At 55.3% G+C, this 20,313-nt stretch carries 21 protein-coding genes; 8 read left to right on the top strand and 13 right to left on the bottom strand.

The window, feature by feature from the left end; all coding sequences use genetic code 11:
• Positions 1–10: 10 nt before the first annotated feature.
• The 3 genes from phnE to phnD all read right to left on the bottom strand — a co-directional run bounded on the left by phnE (position 11) and on the right by phnD (position 2,660).
• Entirely contained in the window at positions 11–814 is an 804-nt protein-coding gene (gene phnE, locus HALO_RS21520) for a phosphonate ABC transporter, permease protein PhnE (protein ID WP_035582774.1), read from the bottom strand.
• Between the two features lie 18 nt (positions 815–832).
• Positions 833–1,636, bottom strand: a complete 804-nt coding sequence (phnC, locus tag HALO_RS21515; RefSeq protein WP_035582775.1) for a phosphonate ABC transporter ATP-binding protein — start codon at positions 1,634–1,636, stop codon at positions 833–835.
• A 112-nt stretch (positions 1,637–1,748) separates the two neighbouring features.
• Positions 1,749–2,660, bottom strand: coding sequence for a phosphate/phosphite/phosphonate ABC transporter substrate-binding protein (gene phnD, locus HALO_RS21510; protein ID WP_050714006.1), 912 nt, complete (start codon positions 2,658–2,660; stop codon positions 1,749–1,751).
• 190 nt (positions 2,661–2,850) lie between these two features.
• On the opposite strand from phnD, the gene HALO_RS21505 reads away from it, so the two are divergent.
• Positions 2,851–4,524 carry a bifunctional metallophosphatase/5'-nucleotidase gene (locus tag HALO_RS21505; RefSeq protein ID WP_035582776.1) on the top strand — a complete coding sequence of 558 codons (1,674 nt, stop codon included), beginning with the start codon at positions 2,851–2,853 and terminating at the stop codon, positions 4,522–4,524.
• 23 nt (positions 4,525–4,547) lie between these two features.
• On the opposite strand, the gene HALO_RS21500 is transcribed toward HALO_RS21505, so the two are convergent.
• The 4 genes from HALO_RS21500 to HALO_RS21485 form a co-directional block, all read right to left on the bottom strand.
• Positions 4,548–4,916 carry a DUF1428 domain-containing protein gene (locus tag HALO_RS21500; protein ID WP_035582777.1) on the bottom strand — a complete coding sequence of 123 codons (369 nt, stop codon included), beginning with the start codon at positions 4,914–4,916 and terminating at the stop codon, positions 4,548–4,550.
• The gene (locus HALO_RS21495) at positions 4,913–5,302 is read right to left on the bottom strand and encodes a YciI family protein (protein WP_035582778.1); all 390 of its coding nucleotides are present in this window, start codon (positions 5,300–5,302) and stop codon (positions 4,913–4,915) included. Before HALO_RS21495 ends, HALO_RS21500 begins: the two co-directional genes overlap by 4 nt.
• A complete protein-coding gene (locus tag HALO_RS21490) occupies positions 5,299–6,144 on the bottom strand; it encodes a YciI family protein (protein WP_035582780.1) in 846 nt (281 codons plus the stop codon). The genes HALO_RS21495 and HALO_RS21490 overlap by 4 nt, the downstream gene beginning before the upstream one ends.
• Positions 6,145–6,288: 144 nt before the next feature.
• Positions 6,289–7,200: a LysR family transcriptional regulator gene (locus HALO_RS21485; RefSeq protein WP_050714005.1), complete on the bottom strand. Its 912-nt coding sequence runs from the start codon at positions 7,198–7,200 to the stop codon at positions 6,289–6,291.
• A 99-nt stretch (positions 7,201–7,299) separates the two neighbouring features.
• On the opposite strand from HALO_RS21485, the gene HALO_RS21480 reads away from it, so the two are divergent.
• Entirely contained in the window at positions 7,300–8,352 is a 1,053-nt protein-coding gene (locus HALO_RS21480; RefSeq protein ID WP_035582783.1) for an aldo/keto reductase, read from the top strand.
• Between the two features lie 7 nt (positions 8,353–8,359).
• Here HALO_RS21480 and HALO_RS21475 read toward each other — a convergent pair whose 3' ends face one another.
• The 5 genes from HALO_RS21475 to ugpB all read right to left on the bottom strand — a co-directional run bounded on the left by HALO_RS21475 (position 8,360) and on the right by ugpB (position 13,898).
• Positions 8,360–9,589, bottom strand: a complete 1,230-nt coding sequence (locus HALO_RS21475) for an RNA polymerase sigma factor (RefSeq protein WP_035582785.1) — start codon at positions 9,587–9,589, stop codon at positions 8,360–8,362.
• A gap of 90 nt (positions 9,590–9,679) precedes the next feature.
• On the bottom strand, positions 9,680–10,735 hold the full coding sequence (locus HALO_RS21470) for a sn-glycerol-3-phosphate import ATP-binding protein UgpC (protein WP_035582787.1): 1,056 nt from the start codon (positions 10,733–10,735) through the stop codon (positions 9,680–9,682).
• 1 nt (position 10,736) lies between these two features.
• A complete protein-coding gene (gene ugpE, locus HALO_RS21465; protein WP_022520784.1) occupies positions 10,737–11,579 on the bottom strand; it encodes a sn-glycerol-3-phosphate ABC transporter permease UgpE in 843 nt (280 codons plus the stop codon).
• An 18-nt stretch (positions 11,580–11,597) separates the two neighbouring features.
• Positions 11,598–12,482, bottom strand: a complete 885-nt coding sequence (gene ugpA, locus HALO_RS21460; protein WP_035582789.1) for a sn-glycerol-3-phosphate ABC transporter permease UgpA — start codon at positions 12,480–12,482, stop codon at positions 11,598–11,600.
• Positions 12,483–12,572: 90 nt separating this feature from the next.
• On the bottom strand, positions 12,573–13,898 hold the full coding sequence (gene ugpB, locus HALO_RS21455) for a sn-glycerol-3-phosphate ABC transporter substrate-binding protein UgpB (protein WP_050714004.1): 1,326 nt from the start codon (positions 13,896–13,898) through the stop codon (positions 12,573–12,575).
• 216 nt (positions 13,899–14,114) lie between these two features.
• Between ugpB and argE the strand changes: the two genes are divergently transcribed.
• Complete coding sequence (gene argE, locus HALO_RS21450; RefSeq protein WP_050714003.1) at positions 14,115–15,278, top strand: acetylornithine deacetylase; 1,164 nt, start codon at positions 14,115–14,117, stop codon at positions 15,276–15,278.
• An 82-nt stretch (positions 15,279–15,360) separates the two neighbouring features.
• On the opposite strand, the gene HALO_RS21445 is transcribed toward argE, so the two are convergent.
• Positions 15,361–15,672 (bottom strand): hypothetical protein, encoded by a 312-nt coding sequence (locus HALO_RS21445; RefSeq protein WP_022520780.1) that lies wholly within the window; start codon positions 15,670–15,672, stop codon positions 15,361–15,363.
• Between the two features lie 185 nt (positions 15,673–15,857).
• On the opposite strand from HALO_RS21445, the gene HALO_RS21440 reads away from it, so the two are divergent.
• The 5 genes from HALO_RS21440 (at position 15,858) to HALO_RS21420 (ending at position 20,292) form a co-directional block, all read left to right on the top strand.
• Complete coding sequence (locus HALO_RS21440; RefSeq protein ID WP_035582795.1) at positions 15,858–16,343, top strand: YchJ family protein; 486 nt, start codon at positions 15,858–15,860, stop codon at positions 16,341–16,343.
• A gap of 4 nt (positions 16,344–16,347) precedes the next feature.
• A complete protein-coding gene (locus tag HALO_RS21435; RefSeq protein ID WP_035539369.1) occupies positions 16,348–16,635 on the top strand; it encodes a GIY-YIG nuclease family protein in 288 nt (95 codons plus the stop codon).
• A 9-nt stretch (positions 16,636–16,644) separates the two neighbouring features.
• On the top strand, positions 16,645–17,679 hold the full coding sequence (locus HALO_RS21430) for a histone deacetylase family protein (RefSeq protein WP_050714002.1): 1,035 nt from the start codon (positions 16,645–16,647) through the stop codon (positions 17,677–17,679).
• Positions 17,680–17,781: 102 nt separating this feature from the next.
• Positions 17,782–18,117, top strand: a complete 336-nt coding sequence (locus HALO_RS21425; RefSeq protein WP_035582799.1) for a hypothetical protein — start codon at positions 17,782–17,784, stop codon at positions 18,115–18,117.
• A gap of 318 nt (positions 18,118–18,435) precedes the next feature.
• Positions 18,436–20,292, top strand: coding sequence for an ABC transporter ATP-binding protein (locus HALO_RS21420; protein WP_050714001.1), 1,857 nt, complete (start codon positions 18,436–18,438; stop codon positions 20,290–20,292).
• Positions 20,293–20,313: the final 21 nt, after the last annotated feature.

The following is a 20,313-nucleotide window of genomic DNA, read 5'->3' as shown; positions in this document are numbered from 1 at the left end:
ACGTTAATATTTAAATGACGCGTTTTCTAATTTGCGATGAGAGTTGCTCAAAGCCAATCACCACAATCAGAATTACCAGAATAATGGTTAACGCGCGGTCATAGTTAAATAGGCGCATAGCGGCAGCCAGTTCAACCCCGATACCCCCTGCGCCCACTAGGCCGAGCGTAACCGCTGAGCGCAGCGCTTTTTCAACGCTATAAAGGCTTGTTGCCGTCATGGATGCCAAGGTTTCCGGCAAAATGGCACCGCCAATCACCGATAATCTGCCTGCGCCAGTGGCGCTAAGCGCCTCGGAAGGGCCTGGGTGAACCTCTTCAATACGTTCCGAAAAGAAGCGGGCCGCAAAGCCGATGGTGTCCATTACAATCGCCAGCACCCCGGCGATTGGTCCTAAGCCAACGGCCACTACAAAAATAAGCGCCCAAATCAGGTCGGGGATGGTGCGCATGGTGGCAATCATCAAGCGCGTGATGGAGCGAACCCAGGGGGCTGGCGAGGTGTTGCGAGCCGCCAGTAGGGCAAACGGCAGGCTTAAAATAACCCCGATGGTAACGCCAACAATGGCAATGTTGAGGGTTTCGTACATTGACCACGCCAGGACGTCGAGATCGGAAAGATCAGGGGGAAAGGCGCGTCCTATAAAGTGCACCAAATTGACGGCACCACGGAGCAAGCGTTCCACGGTTAAGTTGGTGGCCATTATCCCTTGTACAAAGAGCGCTAAAAAAATCACCACCACGCCCCAGGTAAACGGGGAAGGATTGGCGAAACGCGGCGGTAAAGGCGTTGTGGTTCGGCGGAGATTCGACATAGTTTCCTCGTTAACGTATCAGGCAGTGGGTAGGGCGGCGTCATCAACAGCAGGGGTGGAGGCTTGGTCAACCCGGACATCGCCCTGGTAGAGCTGCTGCATAGTAGCTAGCGCGACTTCTGGCCGTGGCGTATCAAGGACTATTTGCCCCGCTTTCATACCGATAATACGGTCGCCGTACTGTTGGGCTAACTCCAACTGGTGCAGCGTGCACAGCACGGTTAAACGTCGCTCCGACACCACGTCCAGCAGCAGATCCATGATTTCCTTACCGGCTTTCGGGTCAAGGCTGGCCACTGGCTCATCGGCAATAATGATCTCGGCGTCTTGCATCAGTGTGCGGGCAATTGCCACGCGCTGCTGTTGACCGCCGGAGAGCTCACGGCAATCCGCGTGGGCCTTATGCGCTAACCCTACGCGTTCAAGCGAGGCCATGGCGCGCTCGCGTAACTCATTAGTGGCAAAGCAAGCGAGCGAGGAGAGCAAGCCAAAACGTTGCTGACCCATAGCGCCATACAGCACGTTTTGAAACACGCTGACGTTCTGCACCAGATTAAATTGCTGGAAAACCACACCCACTTTGCGTCGTAGCTGGCGTAATTGTGGTTTAGAAAGGTGAGTGAGGGAGTCGCCCAAAATAGTGATCTCCCCTTGATCATGGGATGTTAGACCATTTAGGCAGCGCATTAACGTCGATTTACCGCAGCCGTTCGCACCCAACAAAATGACGCACTCGCCTCGAGTAATCTCCAGCGTTAAGCCACGCAGTACGTGCAACTGCCCGTAGTGTTTATGCAGATTGTGAACGCTGATAGCCTTCATAAAAAAACCTCCTGCGTTAGCGGCAGGAGGTGGATAAATTGAATGTTCATGGACAGACCTGCTTATTAGCAGCACATCCCTGTGCCGTTGTGGAGCGAAAAGAGGGAAATGTTTACAGATCGATACCCGCTGCTTCGTAGGCGCGGCGTACTACGTCGTAATCTGCGTTGGTGCGCTCAAAGCCTAGCGAAGAGTCCCGGTTTAAGAACTTATCTTCGTTGCGATCCGTTGCAACCAATGCGTTCCATAGCTTGTCGGCATTAGCTTTGAGCGACTCGCGTAGGGCGGTTTTGCAGGCGTCATCCAGAGAGCCGCGCATCACCACCGGATCGCCGGGCAGTACATCGCTTTTGGCGATTACGCGGTATTCGCCATCGGGATCCATCGCCTGAATTTCGTCGATATCCCGGTTGCCACCGCCCATGGCGTCTACATCACCATTAACGAGTGCCGCAATGCGTGCATCACCGGCCATAATGATTTCTAGATCACGATCGATATCCAGGCCGGCGTCTACCAACATCTGGCTGGGGAAGATATGCCCGCTGGTGGAGCCCACATCTTTCAGCGCTACGCGGTGGCCTTCTAGGTCAGCTAGGGTTTCGATATCGCTGTCGGCGGGTACAAAAAAGCTGCTGCCGTAATGCGGGCGCTCAATGGCAAACAGGATTTCGATATCGCTTTCACGATCGAACAGCACAAACTCAGAGGGGCCAGCGAAAACCAGGTCTACATCGTCGTACTGAAGCGCCGTGCCTGCGGCCGTGCGGTTGCTTAGGCTAAACATTTCCAATTCAAGACCAGTAGTTGTTGTAAACGCTTCGGCGAAGGGGCCGAAAGCGTCTTCTAGCGGCCCCATGCCTTCAATGCCGGTATCCGCCATGCGAATCGGATTAGGGCAGACATTGCTCAAATCATCATTGGCGAACACGCTCGATGACGCAGCGAGAGAAATCCCTGCGATCGCGAGGCTTAGCGCTAGTTTTACGGGCGAGGTTTTTACGGGCACTGTTTTTATGGACATAGGCTTTATGCATTAGTCGTTATCCTGTCGGCGAAAGAAGGCTACATTGAAGTGCTAGCCAGGGTGGCAGCCGACGATGACGGGAACATGTAATGAAGATGACGATCTCGTCACGGATTAATGACAGCTCCGCCATTGGCTTGCTTTACTGCTAAGGTGTCTAAACACCGATATGAAAGGAGTCATTTAAATGCGTTTTCACCGCTATGGCATGGCGCTAGGGACAGCGTTATTCGTCACCGTTCCTCCCGCCTTGGCTGATAACTTCACCTTGACGCTGTTTCACACCAATGATCTACACGGGCGTACCGATCAGTATCCCTATTTGATCACCACGCTGAATGAAGCGCGGGAGACTTACGGTGAAGGATTACTGCTGGAAGCCGGTGATATCTTTTCGGGCACGCTCTATTTCACTGAGTTTCAGGGCCAGGATGCTCTCGAATTCATGAATTTGATGGGCTACGACGCCTTTGTGCCGGGTAATCATGAGTTTGACTTGGGTGACCCGGAACAGGGGCATCAGGCGTTAGCGGCATTTTTTGCAGGCGCCGAGTTTCCCATATTAGGGGCCAATCTAGACTTTTCAGCAGGCCCTGAGTTTGCTGACATGCTGGGTGAGTCTGTCAGCGTAGATCCGCAAGCCGGGCAGCTCTATGACGGCATTGTGGTTGAGCACAATGGCGAACAGATCGGCATTTTTGGGTTAAGCACCCAGGATAGCGAAACGATCTCAAGCCCCGGCCAAATAGCCATCAGCGATTATCGTGAAGCGGCTGAAGCCATGGTGGCAGCGTTTGAAGAGCAGGGCGTTAACAAAATTATTGCCCTTACCCATCTTGGTTACGACAGCGACCCCAGCGTGGGTAACGACTTGCTGCTAGCGGAGCACGTCGAAGGTATCGACATTATTATTGGCGGACACAGCCATAGCCAGGTTTCGCCCCCCAGGCTGCTAAGCGAGAGCCACGCTGGTGAGGGGCTCCCATCGCCGACGGTGATTGGCCAGGCAGGCGAGTATGGTCAGCACCTTGGGGTTATGCAGGTCACCTTCGACGAGGAAGGCGTGGTGGTGGATACTAGTGGCGAGCTGCTCGCCGCCGACGATCGTGAGGCGGATTCCGACGCGGCTCAGCGGCTTGAACCCTACACCGCTGAGATTGAAACACTGCGGGATACCTTGATCGGCGCCAAGGCGATCTCAGAGTTGCCCAACCCCCGCCACGGCAGCGGCGATGAACACAGCGTGCGTGCCAATGAAACAGCGCTGGGCAATTTAATCACCGATGCCCAGCTGCATGCCGCGCAGCAGGTAGCGCCCGACACGGTCATGGCGATCCAAAATAGCGGTGGTATCCGCGAAGCGATTGAGAGGGGCGATGTGTCCGTAGGCGATCTAATCGCCGTACAGCCGTTTGGCAATCGCCTGACGTTGGTCGACGTTACCGGCGCCGAGCTGCTGGAAACCTTCGAGATCGCCCTGGCTAATGCTCCCGGCGAAGACGGCGGTTTTCTGCAGGTGTCAGCAGGCGTTGAGTTGATGTATGACAGCAGCGAGCCGCCAGGTGAACGGGTGATCAGCCTAAACGTTGTCCAGGAAGGTGCGATGCAGGCGATTGATCCAGAGCGTACTTATACCATCGCCACCAACAACTTCACCGCCGCCGGTGGCGACAGCCATACGGTACTCGGTGAAGCCTACGCCGATGGCCGTAACACCATTGTCGGCAATACCGATTGGGAAATGCTGCGCGACTATATGGTGGAACGCAAAGAAGTGTTCTACCAGGTTGAAGGGCGGATCACTGATGTAACTCAACAAGATGTAGTTGAAGAGAATGGGGCCCAGGACGATTCGGATTAAATCTCTGGGCCACTTGTTCACGCTTACTCATTGATGATGCTTGCAAAGCCTCCATAAATGAGTCTCTTACCATCAAATGGCATCGGGTTAACGTCCATCTGCAGGCGAGGGTCCTGCATGGCTTTGGGCATGGCTTCATCGCGCACGGCGCGGGATGGCCACTCTATCCATGAAAAAATAACCGTCTCGTCATCCTTGCGCTTAACCGCCATGGTGAAGGAGGTCACTTCCCCATCGGGCACATCATCGCCCCAGCACTCCACCACGCGGAGCGCCCCGTGCTCCTTGAACACAACGGCCGCGGCACGGGCATGTTCAATAAACTCAGCTTTATTAGCGCTAGGCACGGCAGCGACGAAACCATCCACATAGGGGTAGGCGGCAGTATTCATGATTGTTCTCCTATTTCTGTTTTGGGTGCTGCTTTAGGTGGCAGTTCTCGAACCGGGCGGACTTCAATGCTGCCCAACCGGGCGGGCGGAATGCGGCTAGCCAGCTGCAGTGCCTCGTTCAGGTCGTGGGCTTCCAGCAGATAGAAGCCAGCCAATTGCTCCTTGGTTTCCGCGAAGGGGCCATCGGAGATCAGCGTTTCGCCATCGCGCACGCGCACGGTGGTGGCGGTCTCCGTCGGTTGTAACGGCTGTCCGGCCAGGTAGTGGCCGCTGGCGCTCAGGCGCTCAACCCCAGCAATGCATTCCTGGTTGAGGTCGTGCCACTCCTGTTCGCTCATGGCGTTGATAATCTGTTCCTGGTAATAGACCAGCGCAACGTACTTCATGGGGAGTCTCCTTCTGTGGCCAAGGGGCAGTTGTCTGATGGAACGTTTACCATCCAGCCGACGCCAAAACGATCTACCGTCATGCCGAACCCTGGTGACCAGAAGGTCGCTTCGAACGGCATGATAATCTTTCCACCCTCCGCTAGCTGAGCAAAGGTTCGGGCGGCCTGCTCGATATCCTGATACTCCAATTGAACCTCTATCCCTTGCGGTGGTGTATAGCAGTCAGCTGCCAGATCCGCGCCCATCAAGCGGCGTCCCCGTAGATTCAGTGAGGCATGGATGATGCGGTCATGAAGGGCGGGCGGCGTGTGTTCAGCGGCGGGTGTGTCAGCATAGGTTAACAGGCACTCCAAATGCCCTCCGGTTACATCAGCATAGAACTGCATGGCCTCCCGGCAGGTGCCGGGAAAGGCAACGTGCACGTTCATGGCATCGGGTACACGAGCAAGGTTACGGTGCTGCTCAATTCCGGCACCGGGCTCAAAATCCTCCAGTGAAAAGTAGCGCCGTAATTCAAGGGTCACGTTGCCATCGGCATCCTGAGTAGGCCATTGCTGGGCCCACTCAATGGCCGCCTGCAGAGAAGGGGCTTCCAGCACGCTGTAACCGGCAATACGCTCACTGGCTGGCGACAAAGGCCCGGGGATGATGGTGGGCTCACCGTTTTTGAAACGGATCAGACATCCGTCACTGGTCGGATGTAAGCCATCGCCGCTCAAAAACACGCCAGCCTCGGTCATGCGCTGGTTATAAGCAGCCATGGCGGCAAACATTTCCTGGGATGGCATAGCGCCATTCTCGGTATTGGCATCGGCACGGCGTATCAGCATGAATTTCATTGAGAGCCTCCTGGTTGGTCAGGGTAGTGACTCTCTGTAGTCGTTTGACGTGCTCACGAATCGACACAGCCTAGATATTATTTTTGGTAATCGGAATATCTGGTTGATTTCCTTCTGCCATCGGATGCAGGTTAAATGATCTTATTACGTAGCAACGACTTTCCGACTGCACGCCATGACATGATCGAGGAACGCCCGAAGTTGCGGAGTGACCAGTCGGTTGCCTGGGTAGTAGAGGTAGAACCCTGGCTCCCTTGGACACCAAGACGCCAGCACCTCAACGGCATCGCCGGCCGATAGCAAGCCCCTCACCTCCGGCTCAAGGAAATAACCAATACCAAGTCCATCCTTGACCGCACGCAGTCGCGTTGCCACATCGTTGGTACACAGCGGGCCGGTCACAGCCACCCGAACGGACTGACCTTCGCGCTCGAATTCCCAATGGAATAGGTGTCCTCCGCTGGGCCAGCGCATATTGATACAGGTGTGTTCCTTCAAAGCAGCGGGATGCTCCGGTGTCCCCGCCCGAGCCAGATAGAGCGGCGATGCCACCGCAATCCAACGTAGCGGCTCGCTCATTGGCACYCCCMCCATATCCTGTTCCAGGCTCTCACCGAGCCGCAGCCCGGCATCACACTCACTAGCCACCACATTTTCTAAACGATCAGAGATGACGATTTCGACTTCAATTCCAGGGTAAGTCTCGGCAAAGCTAGCCAGATGTGGTGCCAGCGCATAAGCAGCCCCAGCGCGTGACGCATTGATCCGCAACCGTCCGCCAAGCTCGTCCTGTTGCTCCAGCAACTGCGCTTGAGCCGCTGAAATCTCCTTCAGAGCGGGCCGAACTCGCTCATACAACTGTTGGCCCGCCTCCGTTGGCCGCGTGGTTCGGGTGGTTCGGTTCAAAAGGCGCTGTCCTAAGCGTGCCTCTAACCGCTGGATCGTCTGACTGAGTGCCGAGGGCGAAACACCGAGCCATCCCGCCGCTCGTGCGAAATTGCCATGTTCAACGATTGCCACGAAGGCACCCAATTCCGCCACATCGCTACCTTTCATTGTTCATTTCAGCTTCATAGTCCATGAATATATCGGTGTATTCTGTCAGTTTAAGAACAAGCCTACCATTGCGGAAACCAACAGCTTAGGGAGAATCCCATGCAGCTCGACCACTACCGCTTGCTGGGCCGTTCGGGCCTGAAAATATCGCCGATGGCGCTAGGCACCATGACTTTCGGCACGGAATGGAGCTTCGGCGCCGACGAGTCGACCTCCCGCGCGCTCTTTGATCGCTACGTCGATCATGGCGGCAACTTCATTGATACGGCGAATTACTATACGGATGGCACTTCCGAGTCCTTTGTCGGCCGTTTCGCCCAGGGGAAACGGGATCGCCTGGTCATTGCCACAAAATACACCTTGCCGATGCACAGTGATGACCCCAACTCTGGAGGCAACAGTCGACGTAGTATGGTTCGTTCGGTAGAAGACAGCCTGACGCGCCTGGGCAGCGACTATATCGACCTGCTGTATCTGCACGCCTGGGATTTCACCACTCCCGTGGAAGAGATTCTGCGCGCCATGGATGATTTGGTGGCAGCAGGAAAGGTCGTTTATCTGGGGCTGTCGGATATCCCTGCTTGGCAGGCTTCACGGATGCAGGCTATCGCCGATCTCCGGGGCTGGTCGCCAATGGTTGCAATGCAGCTGGAATACAATCTGATTGAGCGCAGCGTGGAAGGTGACTTGGTTCCGATGGCGCGTGAAATGGGGATGGGTATCATACCCTGGTCACCGCTGGCGAGTGGACTGCTGACGGGGAAGTACAAGCGTGCCGAACTCGCACCCGAAAACGTGGTCAGCGGCAGCCGTGCCGCCATCGTGACCGAGGCGGGGCCCGTCCCCGAACGCAGCTTTCGCATTATTGACGAAGTGAAACAGGTCGCTACGGAACAAAATACATCACCTGCCACGGTGGCTTTAGCATGGCTGCTCACCCGTCCTGGTATGGCTGCACCGCTCATTGGAGCGCGATCGATAAGTCAGCTTGAAGCCAATCTGGCCGCACTCGAACTGGAACTGACAGGTGACCAATTGGCACGGCTCGACGAGGTCAGCGCAGTGCCTCTAGGATTTCCCCATGAGTACCTGCGGCGCCCGGCGGTTCAGGCAAATATCTATGGCGATATGTCGATCTCTATGCGGGGCTAATGAATGTTTATGGAGCTGGCTCTAGTTCGTTTAACCGCTTTAGCAAAAAGCGTTTTTCGGGCGTCAGGGTGGCCAATTGCAGCGCCTGGTGATAGGCACTGCGCGCGGCCTCATGCTGACCTTGGCGCCGCAGTAAATCCGCTTTAGCGGCATAGAACAGATGATAGCGGCTGATTTGCGGGTGATGAGCGATGTCATCGAGTAACTTCAGGCCGGTGTCGGGGGCACCGTTCATGGCAATGGCGACCGCACGATTCAGCGCCAGGATGGGGGATGGAAAGCGTCGGCAGAGAGCATCGTAGAGCCTGACGATGCGCCCCCAGTCTGTTTGCTCGGCGTGGCTAGCCTGGGCGTGTACGGCGGCAATCGACGCCTGCAGGGTGTAGTACCCGGCGGGGGTGAGCGCCAGCGCCTGTTCCAGCCATGCAATGCCGGTCTGGATATCCTCTTGGCGCCATAGGCGTCTGTCTTGAGCATCCAGGGTTACCAGTTCTCCGTCGTTATCCTGGCGCGCATCCCGGCGGGCATCGTTAAGCAGCATCAAGGCCATCAGCCCAAATACCTCACCCTTGGGTAGTAACTGTGCCAGCTCATTGCCCAGCCGCATGGCTTCTTGGGTCAGGCTGATATCGACCACGCTGGCGCCCGTGCTGCGTGAGTAGCCTTCGTTGAAGACCAGATAGATGACTTGGAGCACATCGGGTAGGCGCTCGGGCAGTTCTTTCTGGGTAGGGACTGCATAAGGGATATGCGCATCGCGAATTTTGCGTTTGGCTCGTACGATACGCTGTGCCAGCGTCGTAGGCTTCATCAGTAGCGCGCTGGCTACTTGCTCAGTGGTCAAACCGCACATCTCGCGAAGCGTCAGGGCAATCCGTGCTTCCATGCTCAAACTTGGGTGGCAGCAGGTGAATAGCAGCCGCAAGGCGTCATCTTCGATGGTGGTGGGCTCAAGATCCAGCGCTTCATCTGTGGGTAATAGCAAGTGAGCCCGACGGCGAGCAGTACTGCGTTGGCGAATTTGGTCTATTCCGCAGTGGTAGCCGGTGCGAATTAGCCATGCCGTGGGGTTGTCAGGTTTGCCGTTAACCGGCCACTGTTGAACCGCCGCCACAAAGGCATCCTGTATGGCTTCTTCGGCTAGTTCAAAATCCCCCAGCAGGCGTATCAGCGTCGCCTGCACGCGCCGGGAGTGCTCACGATACAGGTCATCGACGTATGAAGGTTCAGTACTCATCAAGGGAGATCCGTAAGCTTTATCTCAAACGTAGCGCATGGTTTCTCCGTTGACTTGTTTTTCTTGTTTTGTCTTTCGGGGGATAGGTATTCAATCCCCGGTGCGTTTTCCCGTGGCGCTGTTGAAAGGATGCAGGGCGTCGCGGGTCACAAAAAATCGCAGGGTTTCGCCTTCGGCAACGGGCGGCTGCCCTGAAACGCGGATGACTGTAGGCTGGTCGCTATCGGCGAGGGTCACATATAGGTGGCTTTCGGCCCCCGCGGCTTCAAACAGCGCCAGCGTTGAATCGACAATTAGGTGAGGCGCGGCAGGCGGGGCTAAGTGCATATCATCCGGGCGAATGCCGACGACATCGGTGCCGTCGGGCAGGTTGTCCAGCAGGCCGTTGGCGCCTTGTTCGTTCAAGTAATCCACCGGCAGCATGTTCATAGCGGGGGAGCCGATAAACCCGGCGACAAACATGCTGGCGGGGCGGGCGTAGATTTCCATGGGTGTGCCCACTTGCTCAATCTGCCCGGCGTTAAGAACCACTAAACGGTCACCCAGTGTCATAGCTTCCAGCTGGTCGTGGGTCACATACAGGCTGGTAGTCTTCAGGCGCCGCTGCAGCTGTTTGATCTCCACGCGCATCTGCACGCGCAGCTTGGCATCCAGGTTGGAAAGCGGCTCATCGAATAGAAAGGCTGCCGGGTCGCGCACCAACGCGCGGCCCATGGCGACGCGCTGGCGCTGACCACCAGAGAGCTTGCGCGGTTTGCGCTCCAGAAACTCTTCGATCTCGAGCATTTTGGCGGCAATTCGCACGCGCTTTTCAATGTCTTCTTTGTTAAACCCGCGGTTCTTGAGGCCGTAAGCTAGGTTGTTGTACACCGTCATATGCGGGTAGAGCGCGTAGTTCTGGAACACCATGGCGATATCGCGCTCGGCGGGCTCTAGCTTATTGACCACCCGGTCACCGATTTTGAGCGTGCCTTCGGTAATGGTTTCAAGCCCCGCCACCATGCGCAGTAGGGTAGATTTGCCGCAGCCGGAAGGCCCCACCAGCACCACAAACTCGCCATCTTCAATCTGTAAGTCGATGCCTTTGACGGCATGAACATCGCCGCTATAGGTTTTCTTTAGCCCTTCCAAGGTAATGCTGGCCATCTTATTTCTCCGTCTCGGTCAGGCCTTTCACAAATAGGCGTTGCATAAACAGAATCACTAACACTGGCGGCAGCGCTGCCATGACCACCGCGGCCATCACCAGTTGCCACTGTGGGTTCTCTTCCGAGGTCATGCGCTGAATGCCCATTACGATGGTGTAATAATCAGGGTCGGTAGTGATAATTAACGGCCAGAGGTACTGGTTCCAGCCGTAGATAAACATGATCACAAACAGCGCGGCGATATTGGTCACCGACAGCGGCATTAAAATGTCTTTAAAAAACTTCAGTGGCCCGGCGCCATCGACCCGGGCGGCTTCGAGCATCTCTTCGGGAATGGTCATAAAGAACTGGCGGAACAAGAAGGTTGCGGTAGCCGAGGCAATCAGCGGGATCGATAGCCCGGCAAAGCTATTGAGCATTTTAAGATCCGCAACGACCTGAAAAGTCGGAATAATGCGCACTTCTACGGGCAGCATCAACGTGACAAAGATCACCCAGAAGAAGAACATCCGAAAGCGGAAACGGAAGTAGACGATGGCAAAGGCGGAAAGCAGCGAAATAGACAGCTTACCCACCGTGATCGCCATGGCCATGATAAAACTGTTCCAGAGCATTAAGGCGGCGGGTGGTGCGCCGGCATTGGAGACGCCCGACTGCCACATGCGCGTGTAGTTTTCGATCCCGTGGCCACCGGGGAGCAGTGGCAGCGTACCCTGCAGCAAACCCGACAGGGAGTGGGTAGAGGCGATGATCGCGACATACACCGGAAAAACCACCAGCGCGACACCAGAGATCAAAACAATATGGGCTATCAGGTTAGCCCAAGGGCGGTTTTCAACCATTAACGTTCTCCCTAAGGCTTAGTAATTGACTCGGCGCTCAATAAAGCGGAATTGAATCATCGTTAATGCCACCACAATCACCATCAGAATCACCGACTGAGCTGCCGAGGAACCGAGGTTGAGGCCCACAAAACCATCGGCGTAGACCTTGTACACTAAAATATTGGTCGCCTGAGCTGGGCCGCCTGCGGTGGTGGCGTGAATGATCGCGAAGGTGTCGAACATGGCATACACCACATTAACCACCAGCAAGAAGAAAGTGGTCGGCGTGAGCAGCGGGAAAATAATCGTCCAGAAGCGCTTAGTCGGGCTGGCGCCGTCAATGGAGGCGGCTTCAATCAGCGATTGCGGGATTGACTGTAAGCCCGCCAGGAAAAACAAAAAGTTATAGGATATCTGCTTCCAGGCGGCGGCAAAAATCACCAGCAGCATGGCGTCACTGCCTGAGTTACGGTGGTTCCACTGGTAACCCACCATTTCCAGCATATAGGGCACAATGCCGATAGAGGGGTTGAAGATAAACCACCACAACACGCCCGCAAGCGCGGGGGCGATGGCGTAGGGCCACACCAGTAGCGTGGTGTAGGTGCTGCGTGAGCGAATCATCCGGTTGACGGTACTGGCCAATAAAAGCGCCACTGTCATCGATAGCAGGGTAGTGCCCAAGGCGAATACCACCGTCACCGATAGCGAATTGACATAACTGCCGTCACGAAATAGACGGGCAAAGTTCTCAAGACCCACAAACGTTGAGCGCAGCCCAAAGGCGTCTTCGCGCAGTAGCGACTGATACAGCGCCTGGCCCGCAGGCCAGATAAAGAAAATCAGTGTCACAATCACCTGGGGCGCCAGCAGCGCGTAGGGCAAAAAGCGACCAGGGTAGGTCATGCGTTTGGTTTGCATGGGCAGCTCTGCAAATTGTTAGCAAAAATAAGCATCAACAAACGAAATCGCCGCCTACCCAGAAGGGTAGGCGGCGAAGTGAGTGCTTATTTACTGGTTGGCAGCTTCAAAATCACGGAGCAGATCATTGCCGCGTGCTACTGCTTCATCCGCTGCTTCCTGACCCGATTTGTCACCGGTCATCACCGCTTCCATCTCTTCGGAGATGATGTCGCGAATCTGCACGAAGTTACCAAAGCGTAGGCCTTTGGAGTTCTCGGTCGGCTCGTTGAGCGTCATCTGTTTCAGCGAAATATCCGCGCCTGGATTCTCTTCGTAGTAGCCCTGCTCTTTGCTCAGATCCCAAGCGGCCTGAGTGATGGGCAGGTAGCCGGTTTGCTGATGCCACTGCGCCTGTACTTCGGGCTGGGAGAGGTACTCAAAGAACGCTGCAACGGCTTCGTACTCTTCGTCGCTATGGCCCTGCAGTGCCCACAGGGTGGCGCCACCGATAATCGAGTTTTGCGGTGCGCCATCTACGTCGTCGTAGTAGGGCTGCATGCCAAAGCCAACTTCAAATTCTGAATTGGCGGCGACATCCGCACGTGAAGCAGAAGAGCCGAAGAAAATCGCGCAGTCCTGGGAGTAGAACATCGGCTCAGAGTCGGGGCCGGACCCGGGGCCACCCCATTTAAAGACACCTTCTTCCTGCCAGTCGTGGAGGTTGTCCCAGTGGCGAGCGACTAGCTCATTGTTGAAGGTGAACTCGGTTTCCATACCGCCAAAGCCGTTTTCCAGCGTACCTAACGGCACGTTATGCCAAGCGGAGAAGTTTTCCAGCATGACCCAGCTAGGCCAGGAGGTGGTAAAGCCACAGCTGGCCGCACCAGAGTCGACGATTTGGCGTGAAAAATCGGCCACTTCGTCCCATGTTTGTGGGGGCTGCTCGGGGTCCAGGCCCGCTTCTTCAAACATATCCCTGTTGTAGTACATGATTGGCGTAGAGGAGTTAAACGGGAAAGAAAGCATATTGCCGTTGGTGTCGGTGTAATAACCCACGACGGCGGGCAGGAAGGCTTCTTTATCGAAAGCGCGGCCATGCTCTTCCATCAGCTCGTACACTGGGTAGATGGCGCCTTTGGCGTTCATCATGGTGCCAGTGCCGACTTCAAACACCTGCAGGATATGCGGCTGCTCATTGGCACGGAAGGCGGCGATCGCGCCGGTCATCGTTTCGGKATAGGTGCCGCGATAGCTGGGGGTAACGTGGTAGTCGTCCTGAGACTCGTTGAAGTCTTGGGTCATCTCTTCGAGAATTTCGCCCAGTTGGCCGCCCATGGCGTGCCACCAGCTAATCTCTGTTGCCGCCTGAGCAGACAGGCTTAGGCTGGCCGTCGCCMCCCCTACGGCAAGCGCGTGCAGTGTGAAACGAGACATAACAAGCTCCTTATGGGCCTGAACTTAGTCAGGCGTGCAATGCGTTTGTTGAGATTTTTAGATGCACTGAACAGTAAGAAGTGTAGATGACGTTTTAGTGAATGCACGATGAACCTGCCGTGACAGTCAACATTGCGCTGCCAGCAGGCCTACTGAGTAGGAAAAGGAAGAGGGCGGTGATAGTGTGATAGGAAGAGTCCAACTAACGAGAGCAGTATGACTGACGTGACCACTTTACTGATGAAGCTGGTGTCATTCGATACCACTTCCAGTGAATCCAATCTGGCGCTGATTGAGTATGTGGAAGGCTATTTGGCAGAGTATGGCGTTAGCGCCGAGCGGGTGATGAGCCCCTGCGGTACCAAAGCCAACCTGATCGCAAGAATTGGCCCAGAGGCGCCGGGCGGTGTGATGCTTTCCGGGCATACCGATGTGGTGCCGGTGGCGGGTCAGCCCTGGTCGAGCGACCCGTTCACCCTGCGCGATGGTGGCGATGGCCGCTTATACGGGCGCGGTACCTGCGATATGAAAGGCTTTATCGCCTGCGTATTGTCGATGGTGCCCMCTTGGACGAAAGCGCCTCTGCAGCAGCCGATTTATCTGGGTTTCTCCTATGACGAAGAGATTGGCTGCGTGGGTGCKCCGAGCCTGATTAAGCGCTTCTACGAGCACTACTCCACCACCGCCCATGTGATTGTCGGCGAGCCCACTAGCATGCAGCCGGTGGTGGCGCAGAAAGGCGCAACCAATTTACGCACCACGGTGATTGGCCGCGAAGCCCACAGCAGTCAGGTTAATCAGGGCACCTCGGCGATTCATGTGGCGGCAAGGCTAGTCACCTTTATAGAGGACATCATGGCGGCGCTGGTAGAAGAGGGCCGCGTTGATGAAGCCTTTAACGTGCCGCACACCAGCCTGCACGTCGGTAAAATCAAAGGTGGTACGGCGATCAATATTATGGCCCGGGAGTGCCAGTTCGAGTGGGAGATTCGCCATCTGCCCACGGACACCTTCGACGAAATATACGCGCGCTTTGAGGCCTATTGCGCCCAGCTAAGCGCTGAGCTGCAGGCCAAAGGCAAGCACGTTGAAATCATCACCGAGCCCCTTAACGTTACCGTGCCGGGGCTAGCAGATCTCGATAATGATCAGGTGCTGCGCCTGGCCAAAGATCATTTGCCCGCAGGGTGCTGCGACCACGCGGTGGCCTATGCCACCGAGGCCGGGCAGTTCCAGGGGCAGGGCCTGCAAACCATTATTCTTGGCCCCGGCAGTATTGCCCAGGCACACCAACCCGATGAATATATTGATATTGAGCAGCTTGAAGCGTGCGAGGGTTTTCTAACGAAGATGGGTAGAGCGTTAGAGAAGACTGTCTAACTAGCTAATAACTGCCCCAAAAAAATCCCACCCGGTTAATGGGGTGGGATTTTTTGTAGTGCTTTCATACCATGTCGCTCTTTCAGTGCTGAGGGTGTTGTTCGAACAGCTCAGCTTTGGCATGGCGCATCACATCTTCGCACGCCTGCTGTTGGGCTAACTGCGTTAGCAGGCGTTGAGTTACTTCGAAGCCCTTGCCTAAGCAAGTGTCGACTTCCTGTTGGCTAACCGCTGGCGTCACTCGGTAATCGATTTTTACCGTGCGCCCGCCACCTTCCAGCCGATCCGCAACTCCCCTGAGTCGCCACGCGATTTTCTCTTTCCAAGTTGCTGATTCTTCCGCGCCTTCGTTTACGCTAAACGTGCACTGCCATTCCGGTTTAAAGACCTTCATAGGAGAACCTCCAAAAATTTTGGAAAGAATGATCGATCGTGATTCGTACCCCATCGTCTGAATGTATTGCCCTACCACTATATACCTAACACCGCACAAATATCGAAACAATAGTCATACACGCCGGGCGACGCGCATAGGACGTATCGGTTAGGCTATAAAAGATGTGACTAACGAGCTGGTTTATGACCCCTACGACTGATCTAAGTTGCCCCTGTGGCAGCCATTTAACGCTTGAACAATGCTGCGGCCGTTATCATCAAGGCGAACTTGCGCCTACGCCTGAAGCCTTGATGCGCTCGCGCTATGCGGCCTTTGTGTTAGGGCTTACCGATTACCTGTTGGCAACATGGCACCCCTCCACTCGGCCTGGAGAGCTTACGCCTGACCCTGAAGCCGAGTGGAAGTCCCTCTCTATTGTTGCCGCAGAACCGCCGCGCGAAGATACCGGTTATGTCCATTTTAAAGCCTGTTTTTATGAACGCGGGCGTGAACAGGGCGGGGCAAAAAAACGCTGGCATGTGTTAGAAGAGGTATCTCGCTTTGTTAAAGAGCAGCAGCGCTGGTGGTATATTGATGGGACACCCACGCTTAGCCGCTTAAAGCCCGGCCGAAACGATCCGTGCTTATGTGGTAGTGGGCGTAAATTAAAGCGTTGTTGCGGTGGATAGGCGTATGACCCAGCCGCTGAATACCGAACCACAGTGGTATCTCTATTTGCTGGAGTGCCAGCGCGGTACCTATACGGGCATTACCAATAATCTGGCGAAGCGCTATCAAGCACACTGCACCGGCAAAGGGGCGCGTTATACCCGTGCGAATCCGCCCGTTGCGCTACTGGGTGCCGAACCTTTTAATGATCGCGCCGCTGCAAGCCGTGCTGAATACCAGTTGAAGCAACAAACAGCCAGCCAAAAACGTCGCTGGGCCAAGCAGTGGCCTATCCAGTTAGAGGCCGATTAAGGAGCCGCAATGCTGACATTTTACTCAGAGGATAGCCGTTTGCGCCAAGCGCGCACGGAGTTACATGACGGCGCGCTGGTGACCCCGTTTGAGTGTCCTGAACGCCTTGATCTAGTGCTGAAGCATCTTCGTCAGTCCGGGCTTGGCGAGATCCATTCCCCTAGCGCTTATGGGTTAGCACCGGTACTGGCGGTGCACGACAAAGACTACGTGTCGTTTTTAGCCAACTGCTGGCAAGCGTGGGGCGCCGCCGGGCATGAGGGTGAGGCAATTCCCAATATTTGGCCTGCGCGAAGCATGCGTAGTGACCGCATCCCGCGCTCCATCGGCGGCCAGTTAGGCTACTACGCTTTGGCGGCGGAAACCTCGATCTCAGAAGGCACCTTTGAAGCTGCCATGGCGAGCAAGGATGTGGCGTTAGGCGCGGTAGAACATACGCTGCAAACGGGTAAACCCAGTTTTGGACTGTGTCGGCCGCCGGGCCACCACGCTGCCTATGATCAGTTTGGCGGTTACTGCTTCTTCAATAATGCCGCCATTGCCGCCCAGCGAGCCTTAGATACAGGCAAGCGCCGAGTGGCGATTCTTGACGTCGATTTCCACCACGGCAACGGCACCCAGCAGATATTCTACGGCCGCGACGATGTGCTGTTCATTTCGTTACACGGCGACCCCGAGGTCACTTTTCCTTACTATTTGGGCTACGCTGATGAAAACGGCGAGGGTAAAGGTAAGGGCTTTAACGTTAACTACCCGTTACCGCCGGGCACCAGCGTTACCACTTGGATGGCGACATTGGATCAAGCATTGGCGCAGATTAACGCGGCAGAGTGCGAGTTACTGATTGTATCGCTAGGGGTCGATATTTTTGAGGATGATCCGATCAGTGCCTTCMCCTTTACCAGCGCAGATTTCACCGTTTTAGGTGAACGCCTGGCCCAAGCAGGCTTACCCAGCGTATTTCTGATGGAAGGGGGCTATGCGGTAGATGAAATAGGTGTCAATGTAGTCAACGTGTTACAAGGTTTTGAGCAGGCCCTTTAACAAGGTCTGGAACAGCATCTACACAAGGGTAAAGGTTAACCGTGACAGCGGCCCCTAAATCGGGCAGGCTATTGCCCTTTCAACGGGGCAGGGAGCTCAAGCGTGGCAGTGTATGGTGGAATTCAGGCACATGAACTGGAGCGTTGGCTTAATGCGTTAACCAACGCCGCCTACGACCGACGCTGCCCGCTGGTAAAAGTACACGGTGGCAACGCCCGTGCGCGTACCGCCCGTCAAGATCTCCTCCATCTGGCTAACGACTACCGCTGCGGCGACTCTAGCCGCGAAGAGAGCGCCGTCGCCCTTGGCCGCTGGTGCGAAAGTTATCTGAGTGAGGCGGAGTGGTACGTGCTGGCCGGTACCCGCCAAGCGCCTTCCCAACCGCAAAGTGAAGAAGAGAGAAGCCTCACCGTGCTTAAGCAGCACCGGGTGGGGTGATGTTAAAATAAGTAGTGCTAATCAACATCAACGGTACCAAAAGCTCTCCTCGTGGGAGCTTTTTTGTGCGCTAAGCGTCTTCCTCAGCGGTTAGCAGCGTTTTTAAGCGTAGGTGGATTAGTGGGCACTTAATAATGATGTGTTGACAAAAGTTTAACAAGATGAGTAGTTTGAAGTGGCCTGTATACACGACTAACGTTGTATGAAGGCTCGAAGCTTGCCGGTGGTTTCAAAAGCAGTCGGTATTGAGTGTCCGATCTATATAAACGCTATTCTATCCACAAAAACGCTATCTAGGTGCAGGGGGCAATACATCTTGTGACAACGGTACCAGCGCTATCGGTTCGCTCCTTGAGCGTTAATTTTGGCTCCAATCCGGTTGTTAGAAATCTGAGTTTTGACGTTTATCCAGGTAAAACAACGGCGATCGTTGGTGAATCTGGCTCGGGAAAATCGGTGACTTCTCTGGCTATCATGCGCTTGGTAGAGTACATGAACGCCGAGATTACCAGTGGCTCGATAATGTTTCATCGCGATGCCAACGGCTCTCAGCCACTGGATCTTACCCAGCTTTCCGATAAAGCGATGCGCAAGATACGTGGCAAGGAAATCGCCATGATCTTTCAGGAACCAATGACGTCGCTGAATCCTGTTTACACCATTGGCGATCAGATTACCGAAGTGCTGGTATTGCATGAAAAGCACACCCAGGCTTCGGCACGCGCTGAAGCGGTAAAACTGTTAAAGCTAGTTCGGTTAGCCGATGCCGAAGCACTGTTAAAACGCTACCCTCACCAGTTATCCGGCGGCATGCGACAACGGGTGATGATCGCCATGGCGCTGGCGTGTCGGCCTAAGGTACTGGTGGCGGACGAGCCTACAACCGCACTGGACGTCACCATTCAAGCGCAGATTTTAACCATCATGCGCGACCTGCAGCAGGAACTGGGAATGGCGGTCATTTTCATTACTCACGATATGGGAGTGGTGGCCGAAATGGCTGATCAGGTGGTGGTCATGCGCCATGGCGAAAAGGTTGAGGAAGCCTCAGTGGAGGAGATATTCGCCCGCCCCCAACACCCTTACACCCAAGCATTGCTGGCGGCAGTCCCTAAACTGGGAAGCATGCAGGGCGAAGACTTACCGCGTATGGATCCACTGGTCGAACTGGAAGGTGATATTGCGCGTACGCGTGGTGTAAGCCGCAAGCAGGATACCGCAAGAACTGATGCCGCTCCTGTCGTGGAAGTAGAAAATTTAGTCACACGCTTCGACATTCGCAAAGGGTTCTTTGGTGGTGTCAGTCATCGTGTGCATGCGGTGGAAAATGTCAGCTTTACTATTTTCCCTGGAGAGACGCTGGCGCTAGTAGGGGAGTCGGGTTCCGGCAAGTCGACCATCGGGCGCACCATCCAGCAGTTGCAGGAAAGCACCAGTGGCACGCTACGTTTTGGCGGTAAGGCCGTGGCGGATATGTCGCGAGCAGAGAAAATGCGTCTACGCCAGGAAGTGCAGTATATTTTTCAAGACCCGTTTGCATCCCTCGATCCACGCAAGACCGTCGGCTTTTCGATTGCCGAGCCTATCCGTACCCATAGCTTGCTGCACGGTTCGAAGGCCATTCGACAACGAGTCGAGCAGTTGCTGGAGCGCGTTGGCCTAAGTGCCGACCAAGCTGAACGTTACCCCCACGAGTTCTCTGGAGGCCAGCGCCAAAGAATCTGTATCGCTCGTGCCCTAGCCTCCAAGCCGAAGTTAATCATCGCCGATGAGGCGTTGTCCGCCTTGGATGTTTCCATCCAGGCGCAAATCATTCATCTGCTGATGGAGTTACAGCAAGATGAAGGATTAGCCTATTTGTTTATTAGCCACGATATGGCCGTAGTAGAAAAAATGAGCCATCGCGTGGCGGTATTGCACCTTGGCCAAGTCGTTGAGTTAGGCGAGCGCCGAGCGGTGTTTGATTCACCTCAGCATTCCTATACCCGCAAGCTCTTGAGCGCTGTGCCCGTGGCGGACCCTACTCAGCGGCAGGCGCGTGCTTTGCTACAGGGCGATATTCTCAGTCCCATCCGCAAAGKGGGAGACGAGCCCCGACATCTACCCTTAGTGCAGGKGGCTGCGGGTCATTTCGTTGCTCAGGAAGAGGGCAGTGTCGAGCGGTTGGCGTCATAGTTGGTTCCCAGCTGATACAAA

Source organism: Halomonas sp. R57-5, assembly GCF_900070345.1.
Taxonomy (GTDB): Bacteria; Pseudomonadota; Gammaproteobacteria; order Pseudomonadales; family Halomonadaceae; genus Vreelandella; species Vreelandella ventosae_B.
Note: the sequence above shows the minus strand (reverse complement) of the source record. Positions and strands in the feature narration are given on the sequence as shown.

Coding starts and splice junctions, on each gene's coding strand:
- HALO_RS21480 (WP_035582783.1), top strand. CDS start 7,300: ATGCAGCTCGACCACTACCGCTTGCTGGGCCGTTCGGGCCTGAAAATA.
- HALO_RS21470 (WP_035582787.1), bottom strand. CDS start 10,735: ATGGCCAGCATTACCTTGGAAGGGCTAAAGAAAACCTATAGCGGCGAT.
- phnC (WP_035582775.1), bottom strand. CDS start 1,636: ATGAAGGCTATCAGCGTTCACAATCTGCATAAACACTACGGGCAGTTG.
- phnE (WP_035582774.1), bottom strand. CDS start 814: ATGTCGAATCTCCGCCGAACCACAACGCCTTTACCGCCGCGTTTCGCC.
- HALO_RS21440 (WP_035582795.1), top strand. CDS start 15,858: ATGACCCCTACGACTGATCTAAGTTGCCCCTGTGGCAGCCATTTAACG.
- HALO_RS21475 (WP_035582785.1), bottom strand. CDS start 9,589: ATGAGTACTGAACCTTCATACGTCGATGACCTGTATCGTGAGCACTCC.
- ugpA (WP_035582789.1), bottom strand. CDS start 12,482: ATGCAAACCAAACGCATGACCTACCCTGGTCGCTTTTTGCCCTACGCG.
- phnD (WP_050714006.1), bottom strand. CDS start 2,660: ATGTCCATAAAAACAGTGCCCGTAAAAACCTCGCCCGTAAAACTAGCG.
- ugpE (WP_022520784.1), bottom strand. CDS start 11,579: ATGGTTGAAAACCGCCCTTGGGCTAACCTGATAGCCCATATTGTTTTG.
- HALO_RS21505 (WP_035582776.1), top strand. CDS start 2,851: ATGCGTTTTCACCGCTATGGCATGGCGCTAGGGACAGCGTTATTCGTC.
- HALO_RS21495 (WP_035582778.1), bottom strand. CDS start 5,302: ATGAAGTACGTTGCGCTGGTCTATTACCAGGAACAGATTATCAACGCC.
- HALO_RS21490 (WP_035582780.1), bottom strand. CDS start 6,144: ATGAAATTCATGCTGATACGCCGTGCCGATGCCAATACCGAGAATGGC.
- HALO_RS21445 (WP_022520780.1), bottom strand. CDS start 15,672: ATGAAGGTCTTTAAACCGGAATGGCAGTGCACGTTTAGCGTAAACGAA.
- HALO_RS21435 (WP_035539369.1), top strand. CDS start 16,348: ATGACCCAGCCGCTGAATACCGAACCACAGTGGTATCTCTATTTGCTG.
- HALO_RS21500 (WP_035582777.1), bottom strand. CDS start 4,916: ATGAATACTGCCGCCTACCCCTATGTGGATGGTTTCGTCGCTGCCGTG.